The following is a 21,688-nucleotide window of genomic DNA, read 5'->3' on the forward strand; positions in this document are numbered from 1 at the left end:
ATTGTAATTTCTTTATTCTTTTTTTATATTTGATGTATGCTGAAAAATAAAACACACACCCTAGTTCTAGCAAGCATGCTGCTGTTTACAGCCATGGGTTTTGCTAATAACAACACCGATTTAAATGTTTTTGAATCTGTTGAAGTTGTAAAAATTATTCAAGATAAGTGGACTGCCGAAGCTTTAAAAAAGCAATTCAATACCATTCAAGAGCAATTTGAAGCTGCAGAGATTTTGTTTAACGCCAAGGAAATCTCAAAAGCTTCCTATAAAAGGCAATTAAAAAGGTTGCGTAAAAAGGAATTAAAACTATTTAAAATTGTAAAAAAGCATACGTTTAAAGACCATGAGATGGTAGAATATAATTATTGGCACCAAGGTGTTTTAAAATTTCCTACCCGTATTGAGCAGGAATTATTAAAATTAACTCAAAGTTAGAAACCAAAATATATAAAAAACAAAAAACGCTTCAATTGTATTGAAGCGTTTTTTTATTGGTTATATGTATGTGTGTTATTACATCATACCTGGCATACCACCACCCATACCACCTGGCATAGCTGGAGCATCTTCTTTAATATCTATTAAAGCACACTCGGTAGTAAGAATCATTCCAGATACCGAAGCCGCGTTTTCTAAAGCTACACGGGTTACTTTCTTAGGATCGATAATACCTGCTTTTAACATATCAACATAAGTATCAGATTTAGCATCAAAACCAAAGTCTTTTTTACCTTCTAATACTTTATTAATAACAACGCTTCCTTCGCCACCAGCATTTTCTACGATAGTACGTAAAGGCGCTTCAATAGCACGAGCCACTATTTGTATACCTGTAACTTCATCTAAGTTATCGGCTGTAAGTTTTTCTAAAACAATTTTAGCACGAACTAAAGCCACACCACCACCGGCAACAATACCTTCTTCTACGGCTGCTCTTGTAGCATGTAGGGCATCGTCAACACGATCTTTTTTCTCTTTCATTTCAACTTCACTTGCAGCACCTACATAAAGTACGGCAACCCCGCCAGCTAATTTAGCTAAACGCTCTTGAAGTTTTTCTTTATCGTAATCGCTGGTTGTTGTTTCAATTTGCGCTTTAATTTGGTTTACTCTAGATTTAATAGCTTCAGCATCACCAGAACCATTAACAATAGTTGTGTTGTCTTTGTCTATAGTTACTGTTTCTGCAGTACCTAACATGCTTAAATCGGCATTTTCAAGAGTGAAACCTCTTTCTTCAGAAATTACGGTTCCTCCAGTTAAAATAGCGATGTCTTCTAGCATAGCTTTACGACGGTCTCCAAAACCAGGTGCTTTTACAGCAGCAATTTTAAGTCCGCCACGTAATTTATTTACCACTAAAGTCGCTAAGGCTTGTCCATCAACATCTTCTGCAATAATTAATAAAGGACGACCCGATTGCGCTACCGGTTCTAATATTGGAAGAATTTCTTGTAGGTTAGAGATTTTTTTGTCGAATAATAAAATGTACGGATTGTCTAAATCTGCAATCATTTTATCGGCATCGGTTACGAAGTAAGGCGATAAATAACCTCTATCGAACTGCATACCTTCAACAACATCTACATAAGTATCCATTCCTTTTGCTTCTTCAACAGTAATAACACCTTCTTTTCCAACTTTAGAAAAAGCAGTTGCTATTAATTCTCCAATGGTATCATCGTTGTTAGCCGAAATAGAAGCAACTTGTTTAATCATTTCAGAAGAGTTACCCACTTTTTTGGCTTGTTTTTCAAGGTCTTTAACAATCGCTAAAACGGCTTTGTCGATACCGCGTTTTAAATCCATTGGATTTGCTCCGGCAGCAACATTTTTTAAACCTTCTTTTACAATGGCTTGAGCTAAAACCGTAGCAGTTGTTGTACCGTCTCCAGCTAAATCGTTGGTTTTAGAAGCAACTTCTTTAACCATTTGTGCGCCCATATTTTCTAAAGGATCTGAAAGTTCAACTTCTTTAGCTACAGAAACACCATCTTTAGTTACATGTGGAGCACCAAAACTTCTGCCAATAATAACGTTACGTCCTTTAGGTCCTAAGGTTACTTTTACTGCATTTGCTAATGCATCTACACCGCGTTTTAAACCATCGCGAGCTTCAATATCAAATTTTATATCTTTTGCCATTTTTTTTCTAATTTGTTTTTATTCCCGTAAAAACGAGAATGGTTTGATGAAAATTTAGTTTTTTCTTATTTAGGTTTCCGCTTAAGCGGAAATAAAAAAGGTAGTAATTAAATAATCGCTAAGATGTCGCTTTCGCGCATGATTAAATAATCTTTACCTTCTAACTTTAATTCTGTTCCAGCATATTTACCATATAAAACAGTGTCGCCAATTTTAACTGTTATAGGCTCGTCTTTGGTGCCTTTTCCAGCAGCAACAACAGTTCCTTTTTGTGGTTTTTCTTTAGCGTTATCTGGAATTATAATTCCTGATGCTGTTTTAGTTTCAGCTGCAGCCGGTTCAATAAGAACGCGATCTGCTAATGGTTTAATGTTTAATGACATTTTAATATATTTTAAATTTAAAAATTAATGTTAACGGTTAAGCAATAGTCTAAAAGTGTGCCAATACTTAAGAACTGACAAACTTTCAGAAATAAAAAATGCCAACTTTAAAGTTGGCATTTTTTATATAATTGTGATATAATTTATTGTGCTGAATCCTTTACTGTTGCAGCATCATTTGTTTTTGCTGGTGCCACTGGTAAAGGTTTTGCCGTATTGTCAATTTCTAAAGCTTTAGAATCTACAGAATCTGAACCTCTGTTAATTGCAACGTTAGATATTAATATTAAAACTAATAAAACGGTTGCTAAAGTCCATGTGCTTTTGTCTAAGAAATCGGTAGTCTTTTTTACACCACCTAATTGTTGTGTACCGCCACCACCGAAAGAAGATGATAATCCGCCACCTTTTGGGTTTTGAACCATAATTACTACTACTAGTAAAAAGGCAACCACAACTATTAATGCTAAAAATATTGTAAACGTACTCATTAGTTATTGTTATTTTGTTCTTGTAATTCTTCTACTGCTTTAATTTGGTTTGCAAAGAAACTACTTTTTTCTGGATATTTCAAACTTAAAATTTTATAAGATTGAATTGCCTTTTTGTAGTTTTTCTGTTCGACATAAACACGGGCTAAAGTTTCTGTCATTAATTCTTCTGGCTGTATCATTTGGGCATTGGCCAAATTTCCTTTTAACGATACAGGCTTGGTTGGATTAATTCTCGGGTTTATTGAAATGAAACGGTCTATTAATTCGAATTTTTTAGAACGTTCTGCATCTTCTAGATTATCAGTTTCAGGAGTTTCTGTAAATTCGGTTGGTTTTTCAACTTTTTCAACTTCTTTTTTTGCTGAAGCAGTTTCGCTGCGGTTTATAGGTTGAAAACGTGTTAATTTAAGCCATTCGTTAAACGAGTGGGTTTCGTTTTTTTCAAAAATTAACGGCTTACCAATATTTAAAATTTCGGATGCCGATGACGCATTGGAGTTTTCAGTTGGCGATTCTTCAACTTCCTCTGTTTCAGCAGATGGTTTAGGTTCGAACAACGCTGGGTCTAAAACGCCCGTGGTGTCTTTAATTTGTTGTTTTAAATGATCGTCTATTGTAACACTTTTATTAATGCTAATATCTTCAACATCAACTTCAATATCTTTTAAATTAGCTGTGTTGTGTCTAATTTTATTGGAAATTTCATTCTGAATAAAAATTTCAGAAGTAATAAAATCAAACAAAATACTACGATCGGTGGTATGCGCAGCCGCTGTTTTAAGTTCTTGGTTGTATTTAAAACTGTTCTGGTTTTTAAGACTTTTTAAATATAAAGCCCGCGCCGGTTGAAAATACGGAAATTCATCAATAATAGATTTAATAGCTTCAGTTTGTTGCTGAGTTATGGCTTGCGGGTTCTGAAGTATATATGTAAAATCTGTTTGATTCATTGGCTGGGCCAAATTTAATGTTTTTTCACTAAATATTATTGAGGTATCTGCTTGTATTTCAATTGATAAATCTAATATGAAACAAAAGGTATTACCATTTTGCTAAAGTAGCATTAAATATGTCTTGGGTAAGTCTTTCAAAAATTTCTTCGTGCGCTGTTGCTTTTTGACTACCAACAAGTTGAGAACCTCCCGGATAATCGTAAAAGAAAGAGAAAGTTTGCTCTAAGTCGTCATCTTCTTTTTTTCTATTAAAAAAACGAACTTTTACGCTTATGGTTAATCTGTTTTGGGCAGCCGTATTTTGTGAAGTTGAGGTTGTTGGCGAAATACGATAGTCTGTTATTTCGCCTTCGTATACCAAATCGGCATTAGATGTCACTAAAGTTAAGTTGGTTTGATTTTGAATTAAATCTTCTAAAGTAATTTTGAAATCACGTTCTAAACCAGGCTCAACTAAAAGGGCATTGTTTTCAAAACGGTTTACTTGATAGGTTTTTGTATTAGCAGGAACCGATGCGCCTGTAAATGAGTAAATGCCACAACCAGAAAGTACTAGAGTAGTTGTGATAAGTAAAAAATGAATAAAGTATTTTTTCATGTTTATAAGATACACTTTTGACGCTGCTTATTTAGATTGTTTATAACGGCCTGAAACTTTTTTTGTTGTTATTAAATGATTGCAACTAAAAAATTACAGATCGTATTGTTTTATTTTTCTGTACAATGTACGTTCGCTAATGCCTAATTCTGCTGCTGCTAATTTACGTTTTCCTTGGTGGCGTTCAAGCGATTTTTTTATTAATTCTAATTCTTTGTCTTGAAGTGACAGAGTTTCTTCTTCTTCAATTTCTTCAGCGAAATGATATTTATCTGTAAATGTTTCTACGGGTTCTATTTTAGAAGTCGAATGTTCTGGTATAGACAGTAACTCGCTGGTATTCTCCAGGTTATCTTCATAATCGGCTTCATCGTCTTCTACATTGCCGTAAATTTTCTGAATTAAACTTTCGTTATTCTTTTCAACATCTTTGGTATTTCCGTTTTTCATAAGCTCTAGTGTGAGCTTTTTTAAATCGTTTAAGTCACTTTTCATGTCGAAAAGTACTTTGTAGAGTATTTCGCGTTCACTACTAAAATCGCTTCCAGATTTTTCGGTTTTAATAACGGCAGGTAAATTGGTGCTGCCTGATGGTAAATAGCTTTTTAAAGTTTCAGATGAAATGGTTCTATTCTGTTCTAAAACCGATAATTGCTCGGCAATATTTCGTAATTGTCTGATGTTTCCAGACCAACGAAATTTTAAAAGATCTTGAATGGCACTATCTGTTAATTTGATGGTTGGCATTTTGTATTTAAGCGCAAAATCACTGGCAAACTTTCTAAATAATAAGTGAATATCTTCTTGGCGCTCTCTTAGCGGAGGTAGGTGAATATCGACCGTGCTTAAGCGATAATACAAATCTTCTCGAAACTTTTCTTTTTGAATTGCTTCAAACATATTTACGTTGGTAGCAGCTACAATACGTACGTTTGTTTTTTGTACTTTACTGGATCCAACTTTTAAAAATTCACCATTTTCTAAAACACGCAATAAACGCACTTGTGTTGTTAGTGGTAATTCACCAACTTCATCTAAAAAAATGGTACCGCCATCTGCAACTTCAAAATAGCCTTCACGTGTTTGCGAAGCACCTGTAAAAGACCCTTTTTCGTGTCCGAAAAGCTCACTGTCAATGGTGCCCTCTGGAATGGCACCACAGTTTACAGCTATATATTTGTTGTGTTTTCTATGCGATAACTGATGTATAATTTTTGGAATACTTTCTTTACCTACACCACTTTCACCAGTAACCAAAACCGAAATATCGGTTGGTGCGACCTGAATCGCTTTTTCAATGGCACGATTTAGTGCAGGCGTGTTGCCAATAATACCAAAACGTTGTTTTATAGATTGAACTGATTCCATTATTTTTTATTAATTATTTTTTGAATAACCAATCGCTTCGCCAATTAGGGTAGCGCTGGTACAATCTGTAACCTTAACGTTTACAAAATCGCCAATTTTATAATCGCCTTTTGGGAATACGGTTACTAAACTTTGTGGTGTTCTGCCAGACCAATGCGCAGTTGATTTTTTAGATTCTTTTTCAATTAAAACTTCAACAACCGTGTTTAAATTTTGTCTGGTTCTAAAACCGCTATGCTCTTGTTGTAACTCTACAATTTCAGCCAATCGGCGTTTTTTGGTTTCTTCAGGAACATCGTCTTCCATTTTGCGTTCTGCAAGGGTTCCCGGACGTTCAGAATAGGTAAACATATAACCAAAATCGTATTTTACATATTCCATTAACGATACCGTATCCTTAAAATCTGCTTCCGTTTCTGTTGGAAATCCAACAATCATATCTTGACTAATAGCGCAATCGGGAATAATTTTTTTAATATTATCAATTAATTGCATGTATTCTGCACGCGTATGTAAACGATTCATTTCTTTTAAAATACGATCGCTTCCACTTTGCACGGGTAAGTGTATATGATTGCAAATATTTTCGTGTTTTGCCATGGTTTCAATAACATCCATGGTAAAATCTTGCGGATTTGAGGTAGAGAAACGAATGCGCATTTTTGGTTGGGCATTGGCGCATAATTCTAACAAGTTTGCAAAATTAACGGCGGTTGCTTTTTGTAAATCGGAAGCTTTATCGAAATCTTTTTTCAATCCGCCACCATACCAAAGGTAACTATCTACGTTTTGCCCAAGAAGGGTAACTTCTTTAAAACCTTTGTTCCATAAATCGTTAATTTCTTCAATAATACTTTGCGGTTCTCTACTGCGCTCACGACCACGGGTAAAAGGCACTACGCAGAAAGTACACATATTATCGCAACCACGTGTAATAGACACGAAAGCTGTTACGCCGTTAGAGTTTAATCGAACCGGTGAGATGTCTCCGTAAGTTTCTTCTTTAGATAAAATTACATTTATAGCATCGTTACCACCATCGACTTCGGCTAGAAGGTTAGGTAAATCTTTATATGCATCTGGCCCAACAACTAGGTCAACAATTTTTTCTTCCTCTAAAAACTTGGTTTTTAAACGCTCGGCCATACAACCTAAAACGCCCACTTTCATTTTTGGGTTATGCGATCGCTTTACAGCATTATATTTTTCTAAGCGTTTACGAACGGTTTGTTCGGCTTTGTCTCTAATCGAGCAGGTGTTAACCAAAACTAAATCGGCATCTTCCAGATTTTGGGTGGTGTTAAACCCTTGGTCTGTTAAAATGGAAGCTACAATTTCGCTGTCGCTAAAATTCATAGCACAACCATAACTTTCTATAAATAATTTACGTTTGTTTCCTTCTTTATGTTGAAGTGTTAACGTTTCACCTTGTTTGTTTTCGTCTATAATTTTTTCCATAGTCTTGAGTCACCACAAATCTTTCAATAAGCGTGCAAATATACAATTATTTTGTTGTTTCTGACAAAGTGTCATATTTAAAAATATATTAAATTTTGAGAAAAGTTTTTAAAACCTTTACTTTGGTTTCACTAATCAATAAACCAATTATGAATACAATTTTAGAAAAAATAGCTAATGCTAAAGCCTTAGATTTTGGAACTATTTTTAGTGAATCTATAGAGCTTTATAAAAAAGCCTGGCTTCAAGGGTTTTTAATGCAATTGTTTATTCTGTTAATTTTAATGCCTATAATAATTGTAGCGTACATTCCTTTTATAGGCGTAATTATAGCACAACAACAAAACGGTTTTGAAGATAACCAAGCGATGGAAAATTTTATATCAGGAATGTCTATTCCGTATATCATTTTTGTGTTGGTTGGCGTTGTAGTTCTTGGTACGATAGCTGTCGCCATAAATGCTGGATTTTACAGAATTTTAAAAAAGGTAGATCAAAACGAGACCGTAGAGACTAAAGATTTTTTCTTCTTTGTTAAAAGTGCCTATCTTACTAAGGTTTTTCTAATAATGTTGGTTTCAATTTTAATAGCGGTACCTTCGGCATTGTTATGTTACTTACCTTTAATATATACTATGGTGCCATTAACATATTTTTCTTTAATATTTGCTTTTAATCCAGAATTAAGTGTTGGCCAGATTGTTAGTTTAAGCTTTAAGCTAGGAAACAAAAAATGGCTTATTTCTTTCGGTTTAATATTTGTAAGTTCTATATGTATAGTTACCTTATCTATGTTAACATGTGGTTTGGGGTCGTTGTTCTTACAATCTTTTCAATTAATACCTATGTATTTAATCTATAAAAATGTTATTGGATTTAATGGAGGCGATGTTATTGATGAAATAGGCGCGCCAATAGAATAATTTCAAAATATAATTTATTAAAGCCTGTTTTTGTAAGTAAAAAGCAGGCTTTTTTATTTAATTAGAATACAGATAATAAGTAAAATTAGGTAGATAAACTTTTTTTCATATACATTTGTACCTACAAAAAGTGAAGTATGGCGAAGAATTTAGTAATTGTAGAGTCACCTGCTAAGGCAAAAACAATCGAAAAATTTTTAGGGAAAGATTATGTTGTAGAGTCTAGTTTCGGACATATAGCAGATCTGCCTTCAAAAGAATTAGGTGTTGATGTTGAAGGTGATTTCAATCCGAAATATGAAGTTTCAAAAGATAAAAAAGCGATTGTTAAAAAACTAAAGGATCTAGCTAAAAAATCAGACATGGTTTGGTTGGCAAGTGATGAGGATCGTGAGGGTGAGGCGATAGCTTGGCATTTAGCAGAAGCTCTTAATTTGGATAAAAGTAAAACAAAACGTATTGTTTTTCACGAAATTACCAAAACCGCCATTCAAAAAGCGATTGAAAATCCGAGAGACATAGATTACCATTTAGTTGATGCGCAACAAGCCCGTCGTGTTTTAGATAGAATTGTTGGTTACGAATTATCTCCTGTGTTATGGAGAAAGGTTAAAGGCGGCTTATCGGCTGGGCGTGTACAATCTGTTTCGGTAAGATTAATTGTTGAACGCGAGCGCGAAATACAAGAATTTAATCCGGAAGCTTCGTATAGAATTGATGCTGAATTTTCTAACGAAAGCGGACAATCGTTTAAAGCCAAACTACCTAAGAATTTTTCAACTAAAGAAGAAGCTCAGAAGTTTTTAGAACAAAATGCAACAGCTTCATTTAAAGTAGGAGACTTAGAAAAAAAGCCAGCTAAAAAATCGCCAGCAGCACCTTTTACAACTTCTACTTTACAACAAGAAGCTGCGCGTAAATTATATTTTTCGGTAAGTAAAACCATGACTATGGCGCAACGTTTGTACGAAGCGGGTTTAATTACTTACATGAGAACCGATAGTGTTAATTTATCTGATGAAGCCAGACAAGGCGCACAAGCCGAAATTGAAAGTGCTTACGGATCGAAATACAGTAAACCCAGAAATTATACCAGTAAAGCCAAGGGCGCTCAGGAAGCTCACGAGGCCATAAGACCAACCGATTTTTCAAGACATTCGGTAGATATCGATCGCGATCAGGCCAGATTGTATGATTTAATTTGGAAACGCGCCATCGCCTCGCAAATGAGCGAAGCAGAGTTAGAGCGTACCAATGTTAGAATTGAAGCATCAACTCATAAGGAGGTTTTTACAGCCAACGGAGAGGTTATTACTTTTGATGGTTTCTTAAAAGTTTATTTAGAAGGTACCGATGACGAAGATGTAGAGCAAGAAGGTATGTTGCCTGCAATGCGAGTAAATGAGACCTTGCTAAACAATTACATTACTGCCACCGAACGTTATACCCGACCTCCAGCCCGATATACCGAAGCTTCTTTAGTGAAAAAATTAGAAGAGTTGGGTATTGGCCGTCCGTCTACCTATGCACCAACGATATCAACCATTCAAAACAGAAATTACATTGAAAAAGGCACGGTTGAAGGTGTAGAACGTAATTATTCGCAGTTAACTTTAACCGCTGGTAAGGTAAAGGACAAATTATTAACTGAAAAAGTAGGTTCCGATAAAGGAAAATTAGTTCCAACCGATATAGGTATTATTGTTACAGACTTTTTGGTAAATCATTTTGAATATATATTAGATTATAATTTCACCGCTAAGGTGGAAGCCGATTTCGATGATATCGCAGAAGGTAAAGAAGATTGGAAAGTGATGATGAAAGACTTCTATAAAGATTTTCATCCACAAGTAGAAGATGTACAAGAAAATGCCGATAGAGAATCTGGTGAACGAATTTTAGGTACCGATCCTAAAACGGGAAAGCAAGTGAGTGTTCGTTTGGGTAAATTTGGTCCTATGGTTCAAATAGGTACAGCAGATGATGAAGAAAAACCACAGTTCGCGAGCCTGAGTCCCGACCAACAATTAAACACCATCACGTATGAGGAAGCGATGGATTTATTTCAACTTCCTAAAAATCTTGGTGTTTATGAAGGTGAAACGGTAGAAGTAAATAATGGGCGTTTTGGACCTTATGTAAAGTTTGGAGATGCCTTTGTATCGTTGCCTTCAGGTGTCGATCCGCTTAGTGTCGAATTAGATGATGCCATTGTTTTAATAAAAGAAAAGCAAGAAGCCGATGCCCCAATTTATATGTATAAGGATTTACCTGTTCAAAAAGGTAAAGGCCGTTTTGGACCATTTATTAAATGGAACAACATGTTTATTAACGTAAACAAGAAATATGATTGGGACAATCTATCTGATAATGATATTGTAGAACTTATTGAAGATAAAATTCAAAAAGAAAAAGATAAGGTGATACACCACTGGAAAGATGCTGGTATTAAAGTAGAGAAAGCACGTTGGGGAAGACATCATGTAATAAAAGGTAAAATAAAAGTTGAATTACCTAAAACAGAAGATGTTACTAACATGACAGTTGATGAGGCTAAAGCTTTAATAGAAGCTAAAACACCAAAAAAGAAAACAGCTAAGAAAAAGGCAGTGGCTAAGAAAAAATAGTGTTTTTGTAATAAAGATTACTGCATTACGTTTTTAATAAATTTTCAACATTAAATATTGTAAATTATAAATTTCACCAAGTAATTATTATAAAATCAAAAGCTGAAATTTGTAATATTATAATGAAATTTACATTAAATTTTTTATTAAGTTATAAAAATGAATTTTGAATTTTTCTCTCCTGTTTCAGATTTAATTTTAGCTCATAACGAGTTGCTTTCGTCGCAGGCACTAGGAAAAAAAATTAAAATTCATTCTTCTCAAAATGGTTTTCCAGAATTAGAAGGTGTTGATATTGCTATTTTTGGCGTGCTTGAAAATAGAAACGACGTTAATTATATTGGAGAATCTTTCGATTTAAATGAAATAAGAAAAACCTTTTACAGTCTTTATCCAGGAAGCTGGAATACCCAATTAGCCGATTTAGGCGATATTGAAAAAGGTGAAACCGTAGAAGATACTTACTTCGCCTTAAAATCGACCGTAGCAAGTTTAATTAAACAAAATATCATACCTATTATTATAGGAGGCACTCAAGACCTTACCTATGCCAATTACAGGGCTTACGATAATATAATGCCTATGGTAAATATTGTGAATGTAGATTGTAAATTCGATTTAGGGGATTCAACAAAACCTATGAAAAATGATAGTTTTGTTGGTAAAATTATTTTAGATGAACCTTATAACCTTTTCAATTATGCCACAGTAGGTTATCAAACCTATTTTAATTCACAGGAAGAAAAAGATTTAATGGAAAGTTTGTATTTCGAATCTTATAGATTGGGAAGCGTTTCTAAAGATATTGCTTTGGTAGAACCAGCCATGCGCGATGCCAATATTGTAAGCGTAGATTTAAATGCGGTTATGGGGAGTGAGTTAAGTTTGAAGCAAAAATTTTCTCCTAACGGTTTAGATGGTAAAGAAATTTGTGCCATAGCGCGTTATGCAGGTATTAGTAATAAAGTAAGTTCTTTTGGAATTTATGAATATAAACCTTCAAAAGATGATGAAATGACATCGATGTTGGTGTCTCAAATGCTTTGGTATTTTATTGAAGGTGTAAATTGCCGTGTCAATGACGATGATTTTTCAGATGAAAATAGTTATCAAAAATTCATTACATTAGTAGACTCCCAAGAATTAGTATTTTATAAAAGTAATAAAACAGGAAGATGGTGGATTGAAATCCCATTTTTAGCAGAAGTAAATAATAAATTAAAAAGACATACGTTATTACCTTGCATGCACCAAGATTATATAGATGCATGTAGTAATATTGTGCCAGATCGCTGGTACAAAGCATTTCAAAAAAATTGCGTTTAGTGTGTAATTTTAGTTTAAAAGTATATTTCATCGGTGAAAAGCATTTTTTTTACGATGAAATGTAATTTTTTGAATAAAAAAGTTGTTTTTTAAAAAATATATAAATATGTTTACGCTTTCTAAATTGAAGCTTAAATAATTAACCTCAAGTTTTCTATGGATATTAAGAAGTATATTTTATTAACCGCAGTACTTACATTACTAGCTAGTTGTGGCTCAAACGATAAAGGTGAGTTAGTTGGTGTTAAGGGAAAAAAATGGCACCCAGAGAAGCCTTACGGGATGGAACTTATTCCTGGTGGCGCTTTTATAATGGGTAAAGCCGACGATGATTTAGCAGGTGTTCAGGATGCACCAGCTAAAACGGTTACTGTTAGAGCCTTTTACATGGATGCTACAGAAATTACTAATAGTGAGTATCGCCAGTTTGTAAACTGGGTTAGAGATTCTATTATTAGAATGAAATTAGCAATTTTAGCAGATGAAATTGGTAAAGTTCCAGATGATGGAGGTATTGGTGAGTATGCATTTAAAGATGCAGACACAACAAATATGTCTGTGTATGAAAAATACATGTTGGAAAACTATACTGGTTTAGGGCCAACCGGTTACGAAGGAAGAAAAATCAATAACGATATTGAATTAATATTTGATACTGCAGATTATCCAGATGAATATTATGCAGAAGTTATGGATACAATGTACTTACCATTGGAAGCTTCATATAACGGACAACGTACCTGGGATGTTAAGAAATTTAAATTCCAATACAGTTATATGGATATCCAGGAAGCAGCCAAAAAACGAAATATTAAACGTGAAGATGTTATCGTTAAAGAAGAAGTTGAGGTTTATCCAGATACAACTGTTTGGATTCGCGATTTTGCTTATTCTTACAACGAACCAATGCATAACGATTATTTCTGGCACGATGCTTACGGAGATTACCCAGTTGTAGGTGTAACCTGGAAACAAGCTAAAGCTTTTTGCGAATGGAGAACTATTCGTAAAAACTCATATCAGAAATCTAGAAAAGGTGCTTCTATGGTAAACACCTTTAGATTACCATCTGAAGCAGAGTGGGAATATGCCGCAAGAGGTGGTCTGCAAGCAGCTACCTATCCTTGGGGAGGTCCTTATACTAAGAGTGATAGAGGCTGTTTTATGGCAAACTTTAAACCTGTAAGAGGGGATTATGCTGCCGATCAAGCTTTATATACCGTAGAAGCCAAATCATACGAGCCTAACGATTATAATTTATATAACATGGCAGGAAACGTAGCCGAGTGGGTAAATGCCAGTTACGATGCTTCTTCATATGAATTTACTTCAACAATTAACCCAAGTGTGAACGACAAAAACAATCAACGTAAAATTGTTAGAGGTGGTTCTTGGAAAGATGTTGCATACTTTTTACAAGTAAGCTCAAGAGATTACGAATATGCAGATTCAGCAAGAAGCTACATTGGTTTTAGAACAGTTCAAGATTACATGGGGACACAGGTAACTAAATAATATAAAACTAGTTAGTTAAAAACGAATCAAATCAACTTTAAATATTAACCTAACAATTAACCACTTAAGTATTTACTTAATTTAAAAATCTAAAATTATGGCACAGTCAAAAGCAAGCAAAAAGTTCATGAATATGGCTTACGGATTAGGAGCAGCAATTGTAATTATTGGCGCACTTTTCAAAATAACACACATGGAATTCGGACCAATAACAGGTAACGCCATGTTAACTCTAGGTCTGGTAACAGAAGCAATCATTTTCGCCTTATCGGCATTCGAACCCGTAGATAATGAATTAGATTGGTCTTTAGTTTACCCAGAATTAGCTGGAGGAGAATCTAACGGTAAAAAAGCAAAAACAGAAGATGCACAAGGTTTATTATCTAAAAAATTAGATGATTTATTAAAAGAAGCTAAAATTGACAGCGAATTAATTTCAAGCCTTGGAAATAGCATTAAAAATTTCGAAGGAGCTGCTAAAAATATGTCTTCTAGCGCCGATTCAATCGAAGCTTCTAAGAAATATGGCGAAGAATTAGCTTTAGCTGCTGCTCAAATGGAATCTTTAAATAGCCTTTATAAAGTACAGTTAGAGAGTGCAAGTAAACAAGCTTCAATTAACGAGGAGTCTGTAGAAAATGCAGCTAAATTAAAAGAACAAATGCAATCTTTAGCATCAAACTTATCTTCATTAAATAGTGTATATGGTGGTATGTTATCTGCAATGAATAAAAACTAATTAGCAGGTTTATCTTTAATTAATAATAATTAACCAAAACCAAAATTAGACATGGCAGGAGGAAATTTATCACCCAGACAGAAAATGATTAATCTGATGTATTTAATATTTATAGCGATGCTAGCGTTAAATATGTCTAAAGAAGTGCTTTCAGCATTTGGATTAATGAATGAAAAATTAACCGATTCGAATGAAGCTACAGACCAAAGAAATACAGCTTTTCTATCGGGGTTAGAACAAAAAGTATCAGATCAACCAGAAAAATATAAACCTTTAAAAGCTAAAGCAGATCAAATTAATGTTCTTGCTGAAGATTTAGATAATTATATTGAAGATTTGAAATCGAAAATGATTGCTAATATCGAAAACCCAAAAGATTACGAGGTTATGGATAAAGGCGATTACTTAGATCAAAACTTTTTCAAAGGCGCTCAAATTAAACCAGAGGGTCAAGAGTTTTTAGCTAAAATTGCAGCCTTTAGAGAAGGTGTTGCTAAAATATTAGCTAACGAAAAAGGAATGAAAGGTATCGTAGAAGATGTTAAAGATAACTTTAATACAGAGCCTGTAACAAATAGAGACGGTATAAAAGTAGATTGGTTAGATTATCACTATAAAGGCTTTCCTTTAGTGGCTTCGTTAACTAAATTAACTCAAATCCAGTCGGATATTAAAACTACAGAATCTGAAATTTTATCGACTATGTTAGCTGGTGAGTTATCGAACCAAGTTTCTATGACAAACTATACCACTTTAATGGAAACTTCAAAATCGGCTTACTTTAATGGTGAGAAGTTTGATGGGCAAATTGTTTTAGGTCGTAAAGATGCTTCAACTAAACCAAACCGTGTTGAGTTAACTTTAGATGGTAGAAAACTATCGGAGAATGAATACACAATCGAAGATGGTAAAGTTAAACTAGCAGTTGGAACCGGTTCACCTGGAGAGCATAAAATTGAAGGTAATTTATTCTTCTTAGAAGATGGTAAAGAAACACCAGTTCCTGTATCGACGTCTTTTGCAACCGTTCCAAAACCTAATTCAGCAACTATTTCAGCAGACAAAATGAATGTGGTTTATCGTGGTGTTAAAAACCCAATGACAATCTCTTTTGCTGGAATTGCAGATAACAATGTAAATGCTTCAGCAGCAGGTTTAACTCGTGTTAGTGGAAGTAAATACGTTATGGATGCTACTAGAATTCAAGGTAGAGAAGTTACTATTAATGTAACGGGTAAAATTGATGGTCAAACAGTTAGCGATAAAGCTTCTTTTAGAATTAAAGATTTACCAAAACCAACTGGTACAGTTCGTGGTGAAGATGGATCTGTTAAAATGCAAAAAAATGCCTTAGCCATTTCTACTATTGGTGCTAAGTTTGACGATTTTGATTTTGAATTACCATTACGTGTTACTGGTTTCAAATTTAAAGTGCCAGGAGAACCTACCATTAGTGTAAACGGTAACAAATTAGATAGCAGAGCCCAGTCAGCTTTAACAAAAGCAAAACGCGGAACCGATGTTACTATTTTTGATATTGAAGCCAAAGCTGAAGGCGTTAGCGTGATACTTAAAAAAGTATCGCCTATTATTATTGAGCTTACAAACTAAAATATTAGGCTTTCCTAATAATTAAAAAAGTATAATAAGATGAATTTAAAAAGTTTTTTATTAACCGTTACAGCTGTTTTTACAGTATCTAGCATATTTGCACAGGCTAATATTCTTAACGCTAAAAGTCCAGAGGAAATTGGTGTTAGAACAGAAGCTCAAAAAGCAATCGATAACGATAAACCACTGGATTATGGTTATGTAGACGACAGAGATATACTTTTTTCTAAAATGGTTTGGGAAAAAATAGATCTAGATGAGCGTGCTAATTTCCCATTATACTACCCAATCGATACTAATAATATTGGTAGCGACAGAAGGTCTTTGTATGATGTTTTAATGAAAAACATTAGAAACGGAAAAATTAAAAACATTTACGGCGATTCTTATTTTAAAACAAAAACTAATTTAAAAGATATTGAAGCTGCTCTTGTAAAAGTAGATACCACCGAATACGGTATCGAACAATTAAATGCCGGTGAAGAATTATCTGCCGAGTATATTGACAAGAGAGAACTTGCTGCTGCCGATATTAAAGAGTATCACATTAAAGGGCTTTGGTATTTCGATAAGCGTCAAGCAGAAATGAAATATAGATTATTAGGGATTGCTCCTGTAGCGCCAGATGTCAACTTTATGGACGCTGAAAAGCCAGATTTAGTAGAGTTATTCTGGATTTTCTATCCAGATGCTCGTGAGGTTTTACATGAAGCTAAATCTTTTAATAACAAAAACAGTTCCATGCCTTTTTCGTACGATCATGTTTTAAATGCACGACGTTTTCACGGATTTATTTATAAAGAAGAAAATGTTCAAGGCGATAGAAAAATTTCGGAGTATATCTCAGAGAATTCTTTAATGCAGTTGTTGGAATCTGAAAGAATTAAAGAGAAAATACGAGATTTTGAATTAGATATGTGGACATATTAATTTTAAATTCATTATTAAAATAAAAAAAAACTCACTTCATTTAAGTGAGTTTTTTTATGCCTTTTATTTATGAAACCAGCGCTTCTATCTTTATCTTCGTAACCTTATGAAAGTAGATTATTTAGTTATTGGTATTGGTCTTGCCGGTATAAGCTTTTGCGAACAATTAAAAGCAAATAACAAGTCGTTTTTGGTTTTCGATGATGCTTCGCAACTATCTTCAACCGTTGCTGGTGGTTTGTATAATCCTGTTGTTTTAAAACGTTTTACACCAGTTTGGAAATGCCAGGAACAATTAGAGATTGCCTTACAAATGTTTAATAGGCTGGAATCTAATCTTCAAATTAAAATAGATTACAAACTACCTGTTTACCGAAAATTCGCCTCTCTAGAAGAACAAAATGATTGGTTTACGGCTTCAGATAAACCGATACTTTCAGAATATCTTTCTTCAACTATTATTAAAAATACCAATCCGTTTATAGATGCGCCATTCGGATTTGGTAAAGTATTAGAAACAGGTCGTATAGATGTTAAAACTTTAATTGATGCCTATAAAAACGATTTGCTTAAAAGCCAATTATTTTTTGATGAGATTTTTAATTACGATTACTTAGTTTTCAACGAGGCCTTTATTCAGTATAAAGATATCACAGCGAAGCATATTGTTTTTGCTGAAGGATTTGGTGTTACTAAAAATCCGTTTTTTAAACAGGTGCCTTTAGTGTCTGCCAAAGGAGAATTACTTACCATTCATGCGCCTCAATTAAAAATAGACTATGTACTAAAGGCAGGTGTATTTTTAATACCCTTAGGAGACGATTTATATATCGTAGGAGCAACTTACGAGTGGAAAGACTTAACTAATAACACATCTAAATCTGCTAAAGAGGAGCTGCTTTCAAAGCTTAATAAATTAATAAACTGCTCGTTTGAAGTCGTTAATCAAGTAGCAGGTGTTAGGCCAACGGTTAAAGACAGAAGACCCTTAGTAGGCGCTCACAGTACTATTAAAAACATGTATTTGTTAAACGGTTTAGGAACTCGAGGGGTCATGATTGGTCCTTATGTTGCCAAAGCGTTGTTCAATTTAATTGAAAACAAAATTCCATTAGATGCAGAAATTGATATAAATCGATTTAACTGCTAACTTTTGTTTTCTTTCTTTTTAGCCAGGTTTTTATCGTAACTCATAAAAAAGTTAATCCAAATATTTCTTGAAAGTCTTAAAATTACTGGTAAAAACACAATTAAAGTACCTATTATTGAAACAAAAACGATATTAATGTTTGCTTTAAAAAAGAAGAAGGAAATAACAAAAGCCGCTACGGCAAAAGCGATACCAACGGCATAGCTAACATACATGGCACCATAAAAAAACGAGGGCTCTATTTTGTATTTTGTACCGCAGTTACTGCACTTTTCATGCATATCTAAAGCTTCGGTAAGAATGTATGGATTTTTGTTTTTAAACATACATTCTTCATGACATTTAGGGCAATTTCCTGTTATAATGCTATATAATTTTGAACCTTTTTTAAACATATTATTTAATGTACTTTTGCATTCGTATTTACAGAACAAAAGTATTCTTTAAATTTTAAAGTTCTGTATCATAAGTTACATTTCTATGATGAACATTCATAATTTATCCATTTCATTTCAAGGCGAATATTTGTTCGAAGATATTACGTTTAAATTGGTAAATGGAGACCGCGTTGGCTTAATTGGTAAAAATGGTGCTGGGAAATCTACAATGCTTAAAATACTATCTAAGGAAATGGAGCCGGATACCGGTCAAATTGCTGCCGATAAAGAATTAAAAATAGGATTTTTAAAGCAAGATATCGACTTTGAATTAGGTCGCACCGTTCTGGAAGAAGCCTATGAGGCCTTTACAGAAATTAAGCAACTGGAAGCCAAAATGGAAGCTGTAAACACTCAAATGGCCGAACGAACCGATTATGAAAGTGATAGCTACCACCAGTTAATGGTTGATATTAATGATTTACAGCATCAATACGAAATTTTAGGTGGTTATAATTACCAGGGTGATACCGAAAAAATTCTACAAGGTTTAGGCTTTAAACGTGAAGATTTTAATAAACTCACCGATACATTTTCTGGCGGATGGCGTATGCGTATTGAATTGGCTAAATTGTTACTTCAAAACAACGATATTTTACTACTCGATGAGCCTACAAACCATTTAGATATCGAATCGATTATCTGGTTAGAAGGGTTTTTAAGAGGTTATAGCGGGGCCGTAGCTATTGTTTCGCATGATAAAATGTTTTTAGATAATGTTACAAACCGTACCATAGAAATTTCACTGGGACGAATTTATGATTATCCGAAGTCGTATTCAGATTATTTGGTGCTTCGTGAAGAATTAAGAACGCAGCAGTTGGCTTCTCAAAAAAATCAGCAAAAGCAAATAGAGCAAACCGAAAAATTAATCGAAAAGTTCAGGGCTAAGGCTTCGAAAGCAACCATGGCGCAATCTCTAATTAAAAAATTAGATAAGATTGATAGAATTGAAGTTGACGAAGACGATAACAGTGTTATGACTTTAAATTTTCCGGTATCTGTAACGCCAGGTAAGGTGGTGGTCGAAACGCATAACATATCAAAAAGCTATGGTAATAACGACGTTTTAAAGCACATAAATTTACTTATTGAACGCGACAGTAAAACCGCTTTTGTTGGTCAAAACGGACAAGGGAAATCTACTTTAGCTAAAATTATTGTTGGCGATATTAAATATGAAGGAAGCTTAAAACTAGGGCATAATGTTCAAATTGGTTATTTCGCGCAAAATCAAGCCGAATATTTAGATGGAAATAAAACCATTTTAGATACCATGATTGATGCTGCAAATGAGACCAATAGAAGTAAAGTTAGAGACATTCTTGGTTCTTTTTTGTTTCGTGGTGACGAAGTCGATAAATATGTTAGAGTACTTTCTGGTGGCGAGCGTAACCGTTTAGCACTAGCTAAACTTATGTTGCAGCCATTCAATGTTTTAATAATGGATGAGCCTACAAATCACCTGGATATTAAATCTAAAAATGTTTTAAAAGAAGCTCTTAAAAAATTTGAAGGCACTTTAATTATTGTATCGCATGACCGTGATTTTCTTCAGGGGTTAACAAATAAAGTGTACGAGTTTAAAGACCATAAACTTAAAGAGTATTTAGGCGATATAGATTATTATCTCGAGCAACGAAATGTTGATAGTTTACGTGAAGTCGAAAAAAGAACGGTAATAAAGGAAGTACCCAAGGAAAAAAAGCAGCAGTCTTACGACGAGCAAAAGAAATTAAAATCTCTAAATAATAGATTGAGTAATGTTGAAGCTCAAATTAATCAGTTAGAAAAAGACATTAAGAATATTGATAAAGATTTAGAGACCAACTACGAAGCGGTTACTTCAAAACCAGATTTCTTCAATAAATATCAAAAAATGAAATCGGAGTTGCAAGATTTAATGAATAAATGGGAAGCTATACATCTTGAAATAGAAGAAATAGAGAGTTAAATTTCTCAGAATTGCATTTCATCGAAATAAAATGTATTTAACCGAATAATTTTATTACTTTTGTAAGGTTCATCCCCTGAATCTTGTAAAACATGAAATTAATCAAACTTAGTATCTTGTGTTTTTTTATACACGGATTCATCTTTGCTTCGGTACCTGCTTCCGAAAAAGAGGCCTTATTGGCTTTGTACAAAAACACCGAAGGTTTAAACTGGACAACTAAATGGGATACGAATGCACCGGTATCGACGTGGTTTGGTGTTACAGTTGAAAATGAAACCGTCGTTGAAATCAATTTACAGCATAACGGTTTAACAGGAACACTTCCTGAGACTTTTTTTAATCTACCAAATCTTAAAAAACTTAATTTAGGTTTTAATAAATTATCTGGAAAATTACCAGATGATTTAACTAAACTATCAAACTTAGTGTCTCTAGAGCTATTTATGAATCAATTTGAAGGTCCTTTACCAGAGGTTCTTGGTTCTTTAAGTAATTTAGAAACTTTGGTGCTTTATAGTAATAAATTTGAAGGATCTATTCCAAAATCACTTTTTAAATTATCTAATTTAAAAGCGCTACTACTTGGAAGTAATTATATAACAGGTACAATTCCGGGCGATATTATTCATCTACAAAAACTAGAAAAGTTTAGTGTTATGGATAATAAAATGGAAGGGCATATTCCAATAGAATTAGCTTATGTAACCAATTTGGAAATTCTTATTCTTTCATCAAACCAGTTCACTGGCGTGGTGCCTTTAGAATTTATCAATCTTAAAAAGTTAAACACCATTATGGTGAGTGATAATAATCTTGACGATGATTATTTTTCCAGTTCAGATTTAGATGTTAATGTTTTTTTTATGCAATTGCAATTAAGACATAATAATAAAACCGAAATAGGTAAGGGACTAACTGAAATTGACGAAGATTAATTTAATTTTTTTTATAATTAATTAACTCATGTTGAGATGGTTATTGGTTTAGTTTTTTATTGTAAACAAACTAATAGTGCATTTTATCGATGCTAATAGTCGTTTAGCGATGTTTATGTGTTAAAAAAACATGCAT

At 33.7% G+C, this 21,688-nt stretch carries 19 protein-coding genes; 11 read left to right on the plus strand and 8 right to left on the minus strand.

Features of this window, described 5'->3' with window-relative positions:
- Positions 1-36 precede the first annotated feature (36 nt).
- The gene (locus AW14_RS06235; protein ID WP_044638034.1) at positions 37-438 is read left to right on the plus strand and encodes a hypothetical protein; all 402 of its coding nucleotides are present in this window, start codon (positions 37-39) and stop codon (positions 436-438) included.
- Positions 439-516: 78 nt separating this feature from the next.
- On the opposite strand, the gene groL is transcribed toward AW14_RS06235, so the two are convergent.
- From groL to miaB, 7 genes are all read right to left on the minus strand, one after another.
- Positions 517-2,148: a chaperonin GroEL gene (groL, locus tag AW14_RS06240; protein WP_044638035.1), complete on the minus strand. Its 1,632-nt coding sequence runs from the start codon at positions 2,146-2,148 to the stop codon at positions 517-519.
- 107 nt (positions 2,149-2,255) lie between these two features.
- On the minus strand, positions 2,256-2,531 hold the full coding sequence (locus AW14_RS06245; RefSeq protein WP_044638036.1) for a co-chaperone GroES: 276 nt from the start codon (positions 2,529-2,531) through the stop codon (positions 2,256-2,258).
- A gap of 143 nt (positions 2,532-2,674) precedes the next feature.
- A complete protein-coding gene (secG, locus tag AW14_RS06250; protein WP_044638037.1) occupies positions 2,675-3,022 on the minus strand; it encodes a preprotein translocase subunit SecG in 348 nt (115 codons plus the stop codon).
- A complete protein-coding gene (locus tag AW14_RS06255) occupies positions 3,022-3,975 on the minus strand; it encodes a hypothetical protein (RefSeq protein ID WP_044638038.1) in 954 nt (317 codons plus the stop codon). Before AW14_RS06255 ends, secG begins: the two co-directional genes overlap by 1 nt.
- Before the next feature lie 91 nt (positions 3,976-4,066).
- The gene (gene lptE, locus AW14_RS06260; protein WP_044638039.1) at positions 4,067-4,576 is read right to left on the minus strand and encodes an LPS assembly lipoprotein LptE; all 510 of its coding nucleotides are present in this window, start codon (positions 4,574-4,576) and stop codon (positions 4,067-4,069) included.
- A gap of 93 nt (positions 4,577-4,669) precedes the next feature.
- Positions 4,670-5,944 carry a sigma 54-interacting transcriptional regulator gene (locus tag AW14_RS06265; RefSeq protein WP_044638040.1) on the minus strand — a complete coding sequence of 425 codons (1,275 nt, stop codon included), beginning with the start codon at positions 5,942-5,944 and terminating at the stop codon, positions 4,670-4,672.
- Positions 5,945-5,953: 9 nt separating this feature from the next.
- Entirely contained in the window at positions 5,954-7,402 is a 1,449-nt protein-coding gene (gene miaB / locus AW14_RS06270; RefSeq protein WP_044638041.1) for a tRNA (N6-isopentenyl adenosine(37)-C2)-methylthiotransferase MiaB, read from the minus strand.
- Between the two features lie 149 nt (positions 7,403-7,551).
- Here miaB and AW14_RS06275 point away from each other — a divergent pair, with 149 nt between their 5' ends.
- The 8 genes from AW14_RS06275 to AW14_RS06310 all read left to right on the plus strand — a co-directional run bounded on the left by AW14_RS06275 (position 7,552) and on the right by AW14_RS06310 (position 18,223).
- Positions 7,552-8,325 carry a hypothetical protein gene (locus AW14_RS06275; protein ID WP_044638042.1) on the plus strand — a complete coding sequence of 258 codons (774 nt, stop codon included), beginning with the start codon at positions 7,552-7,554 and terminating at the stop codon, positions 8,323-8,325.
- Positions 8,326-8,462: 137 nt separating this feature from the next.
- Complete coding sequence (gene topA / locus AW14_RS06280) at positions 8,463-10,952, plus strand: type I DNA topoisomerase (protein WP_044638043.1); 2,490 nt, start codon at positions 8,463-8,465, stop codon at positions 10,950-10,952.
- A gap of 159 nt (positions 10,953-11,111) precedes the next feature.
- Entirely contained in the window at positions 11,112-12,278 is a 1,167-nt protein-coding gene (locus AW14_RS06285) for a formimidoylglutamase (protein ID WP_044638044.1), read from the plus strand.
- A 162-nt stretch (positions 12,279-12,440) separates the two neighbouring features.
- Complete coding sequence (porK, locus tag AW14_RS06290; RefSeq protein WP_456242869.1) at positions 12,441-13,793, plus strand: T9SS ring complex lipoprotein PorK/GldK; 1,353 nt, start codon at positions 12,441-12,443, stop codon at positions 13,791-13,793.
- A gap of 97 nt (positions 13,794-13,890) precedes the next feature.
- Positions 13,891-14,532, plus strand: coding sequence for a type IX secretion system motor protein PorL/GldL (gene porL, locus AW14_RS06295; protein ID WP_044638046.1), 642 nt, complete (start codon positions 13,891-13,893; stop codon positions 14,530-14,532).
- Positions 14,533-14,583: 51 nt separating this feature from the next.
- Entirely contained in the window at positions 14,584-16,143 is a 1,560-nt protein-coding gene (porM, locus tag AW14_RS06300; RefSeq protein WP_044638047.1) for a type IX secretion system motor protein PorM/GldM, read from the plus strand.
- Between the two features lie 39 nt (positions 16,144-16,182).
- Positions 16,183-17,073, plus strand: a complete 891-nt coding sequence (gene porN, locus AW14_RS06305) for a type IX secretion system ring subunit PorN/GldN (RefSeq protein ID WP_044638048.1) — start codon at positions 16,183-16,185, stop codon at positions 17,071-17,073.
- 106 nt (positions 17,074-17,179) lie between these two features.
- Complete coding sequence (locus AW14_RS06310) at positions 17,180-18,223, plus strand: NAD(P)/FAD-dependent oxidoreductase (RefSeq protein ID WP_044638049.1); 1,044 nt, start codon at positions 17,180-17,182, stop codon at positions 18,221-18,223.
- On the opposite strand, the gene AW14_RS06315 is transcribed toward AW14_RS06310, so the two are convergent.
- Entirely contained in the window at positions 18,220-18,618 is a 399-nt protein-coding gene (locus AW14_RS06315; RefSeq protein ID WP_044638050.1) for a DUF983 domain-containing protein, read from the minus strand. The two genes, AW14_RS06310 and AW14_RS06315, sit on opposite strands and share 4 nt — an antisense overlap.
- An 85-nt stretch (positions 18,619-18,703) precedes the next feature.
- Between AW14_RS06315 and AW14_RS06320 the strand changes: the two genes are divergently transcribed.
- Together AW14_RS06320 and AW14_RS06325 are read left to right on the plus strand one after the other, a co-directional pair.
- Positions 18,704-20,614, plus strand: a complete 1,911-nt coding sequence (locus AW14_RS06320; protein ID WP_044638051.1) for an ABC-F family ATP-binding cassette domain-containing protein — start codon at positions 18,704-18,706, stop codon at positions 20,612-20,614.
- 92 nt (positions 20,615-20,706) lie between these two features.
- Positions 20,707-21,552 (plus strand): Two component regulator three Y domain protein, encoded by an 846-nt coding sequence (locus AW14_RS06325; RefSeq protein ID WP_044638052.1) that lies wholly within the window; start codon positions 20,707-20,709, stop codon positions 21,550-21,552.
- Positions 21,553-21,688: the final 136 nt, after the last annotated feature.

Source organism: Siansivirga zeaxanthinifaciens CC-SAMT-1, assembly GCF_000941055.1.
Taxonomy (GTDB): Bacteria; Bacteroidota; Bacteroidia; order Flavobacteriales; family Flavobacteriaceae; genus Siansivirga; species Siansivirga zeaxanthinifaciens.

Excerpts from the sequence above, each read along its gene's own strand:
- lptE (WP_044638039.1), bottom strand. The coding sequence starts at position 4,576 with ATGAAAAAATACTTTATTCATTTTTTACTTATCACAACTACTCTAGTA.
- AW14_RS06245 (WP_044638036.1), bottom strand. The coding sequence starts at position 2,531 with ATGTCATTAAACATTAAACCATTAGCAGATCGCGTTCTTATTGAACCG.
- AW14_RS06235 (WP_044638034.1), top strand. The coding sequence starts at position 37 with ATGCTGAAAAATAAAACACACACCCTAGTTCTAGCAAGCATGCTGCTG.
- groL (WP_044638035.1), bottom strand. The coding sequence starts at position 2,148 with ATGGCAAAAGATATAAAATTTGATATTGAAGCTCGCGATGGTTTAAAA.
- AW14_RS06255 (WP_044638038.1), bottom strand. The coding sequence starts at position 3,975 with ATGAATCAAACAGATTTTACATATATACTTCAGAACCCGCAAGCCATA.
- AW14_RS06275 (WP_044638042.1), top strand. The coding sequence starts at position 7,552 with ATGAATACAATTTTAGAAAAAATAGCTAATGCTAAAGCCTTAGATTTT.
- porL (WP_044638046.1), top strand. The coding sequence starts at position 13,891 with ATGGCACAGTCAAAAGCAAGCAAAAAGTTCATGAATATGGCTTACGGA.
- AW14_RS06285 (WP_044638044.1), top strand. The coding sequence starts at position 11,112 with ATGAATTTTGAATTTTTCTCTCCTGTTTCAGATTTAATTTTAGCTCAT.
- AW14_RS06265 (WP_044638040.1), bottom strand. The coding sequence starts at position 5,944 with ATGGAATCAGTTCAATCTATAAAACAACGTTTTGGTATTATTGGCAAC.
- porM (WP_044638047.1), top strand. The coding sequence starts at position 14,584 with ATGGCAGGAGGAAATTTATCACCCAGACAGAAAATGATTAATCTGATG.
- AW14_RS06320 (WP_044638051.1), top strand. The coding sequence starts at position 18,704 with ATGATGAACATTCATAATTTATCCATTTCATTTCAAGGCGAATATTTG.
- porN (WP_044638048.1), top strand. The coding sequence starts at position 16,183 with ATGAATTTAAAAAGTTTTTTATTAACCGTTACAGCTGTTTTTACAGTA.
- miaB (WP_044638041.1), bottom strand. The coding sequence starts at position 7,402 with ATGGAAAAAATTATAGACGAAAACAAACAAGGTGAAACGTTAACACTT.
- secG (WP_044638037.1), bottom strand. The coding sequence starts at position 3,022 with ATGAGTACGTTTACAATATTTTTAGCATTAATAGTTGTGGTTGCCTTT.
- AW14_RS06315 (WP_044638050.1), bottom strand. The coding sequence starts at position 18,618 with ATGTTTAAAAAAGGTTCAAAATTATATAGCATTATAACAGGAAATTGC.
- topA (WP_044638043.1), top strand. The coding sequence starts at position 8,463 with ATGGCGAAGAATTTAGTAATTGTAGAGTCACCTGCTAAGGCAAAAACA.
- AW14_RS06310 (WP_044638049.1), top strand. The coding sequence starts at position 17,180 with ATGAAAGTAGATTATTTAGTTATTGGTATTGGTCTTGCCGGTATAAGC.
- AW14_RS06325 (WP_044638052.1), top strand. The coding sequence starts at position 20,707 with ATGAAATTAATCAAACTTAGTATCTTGTGTTTTTTTATACACGGATTC.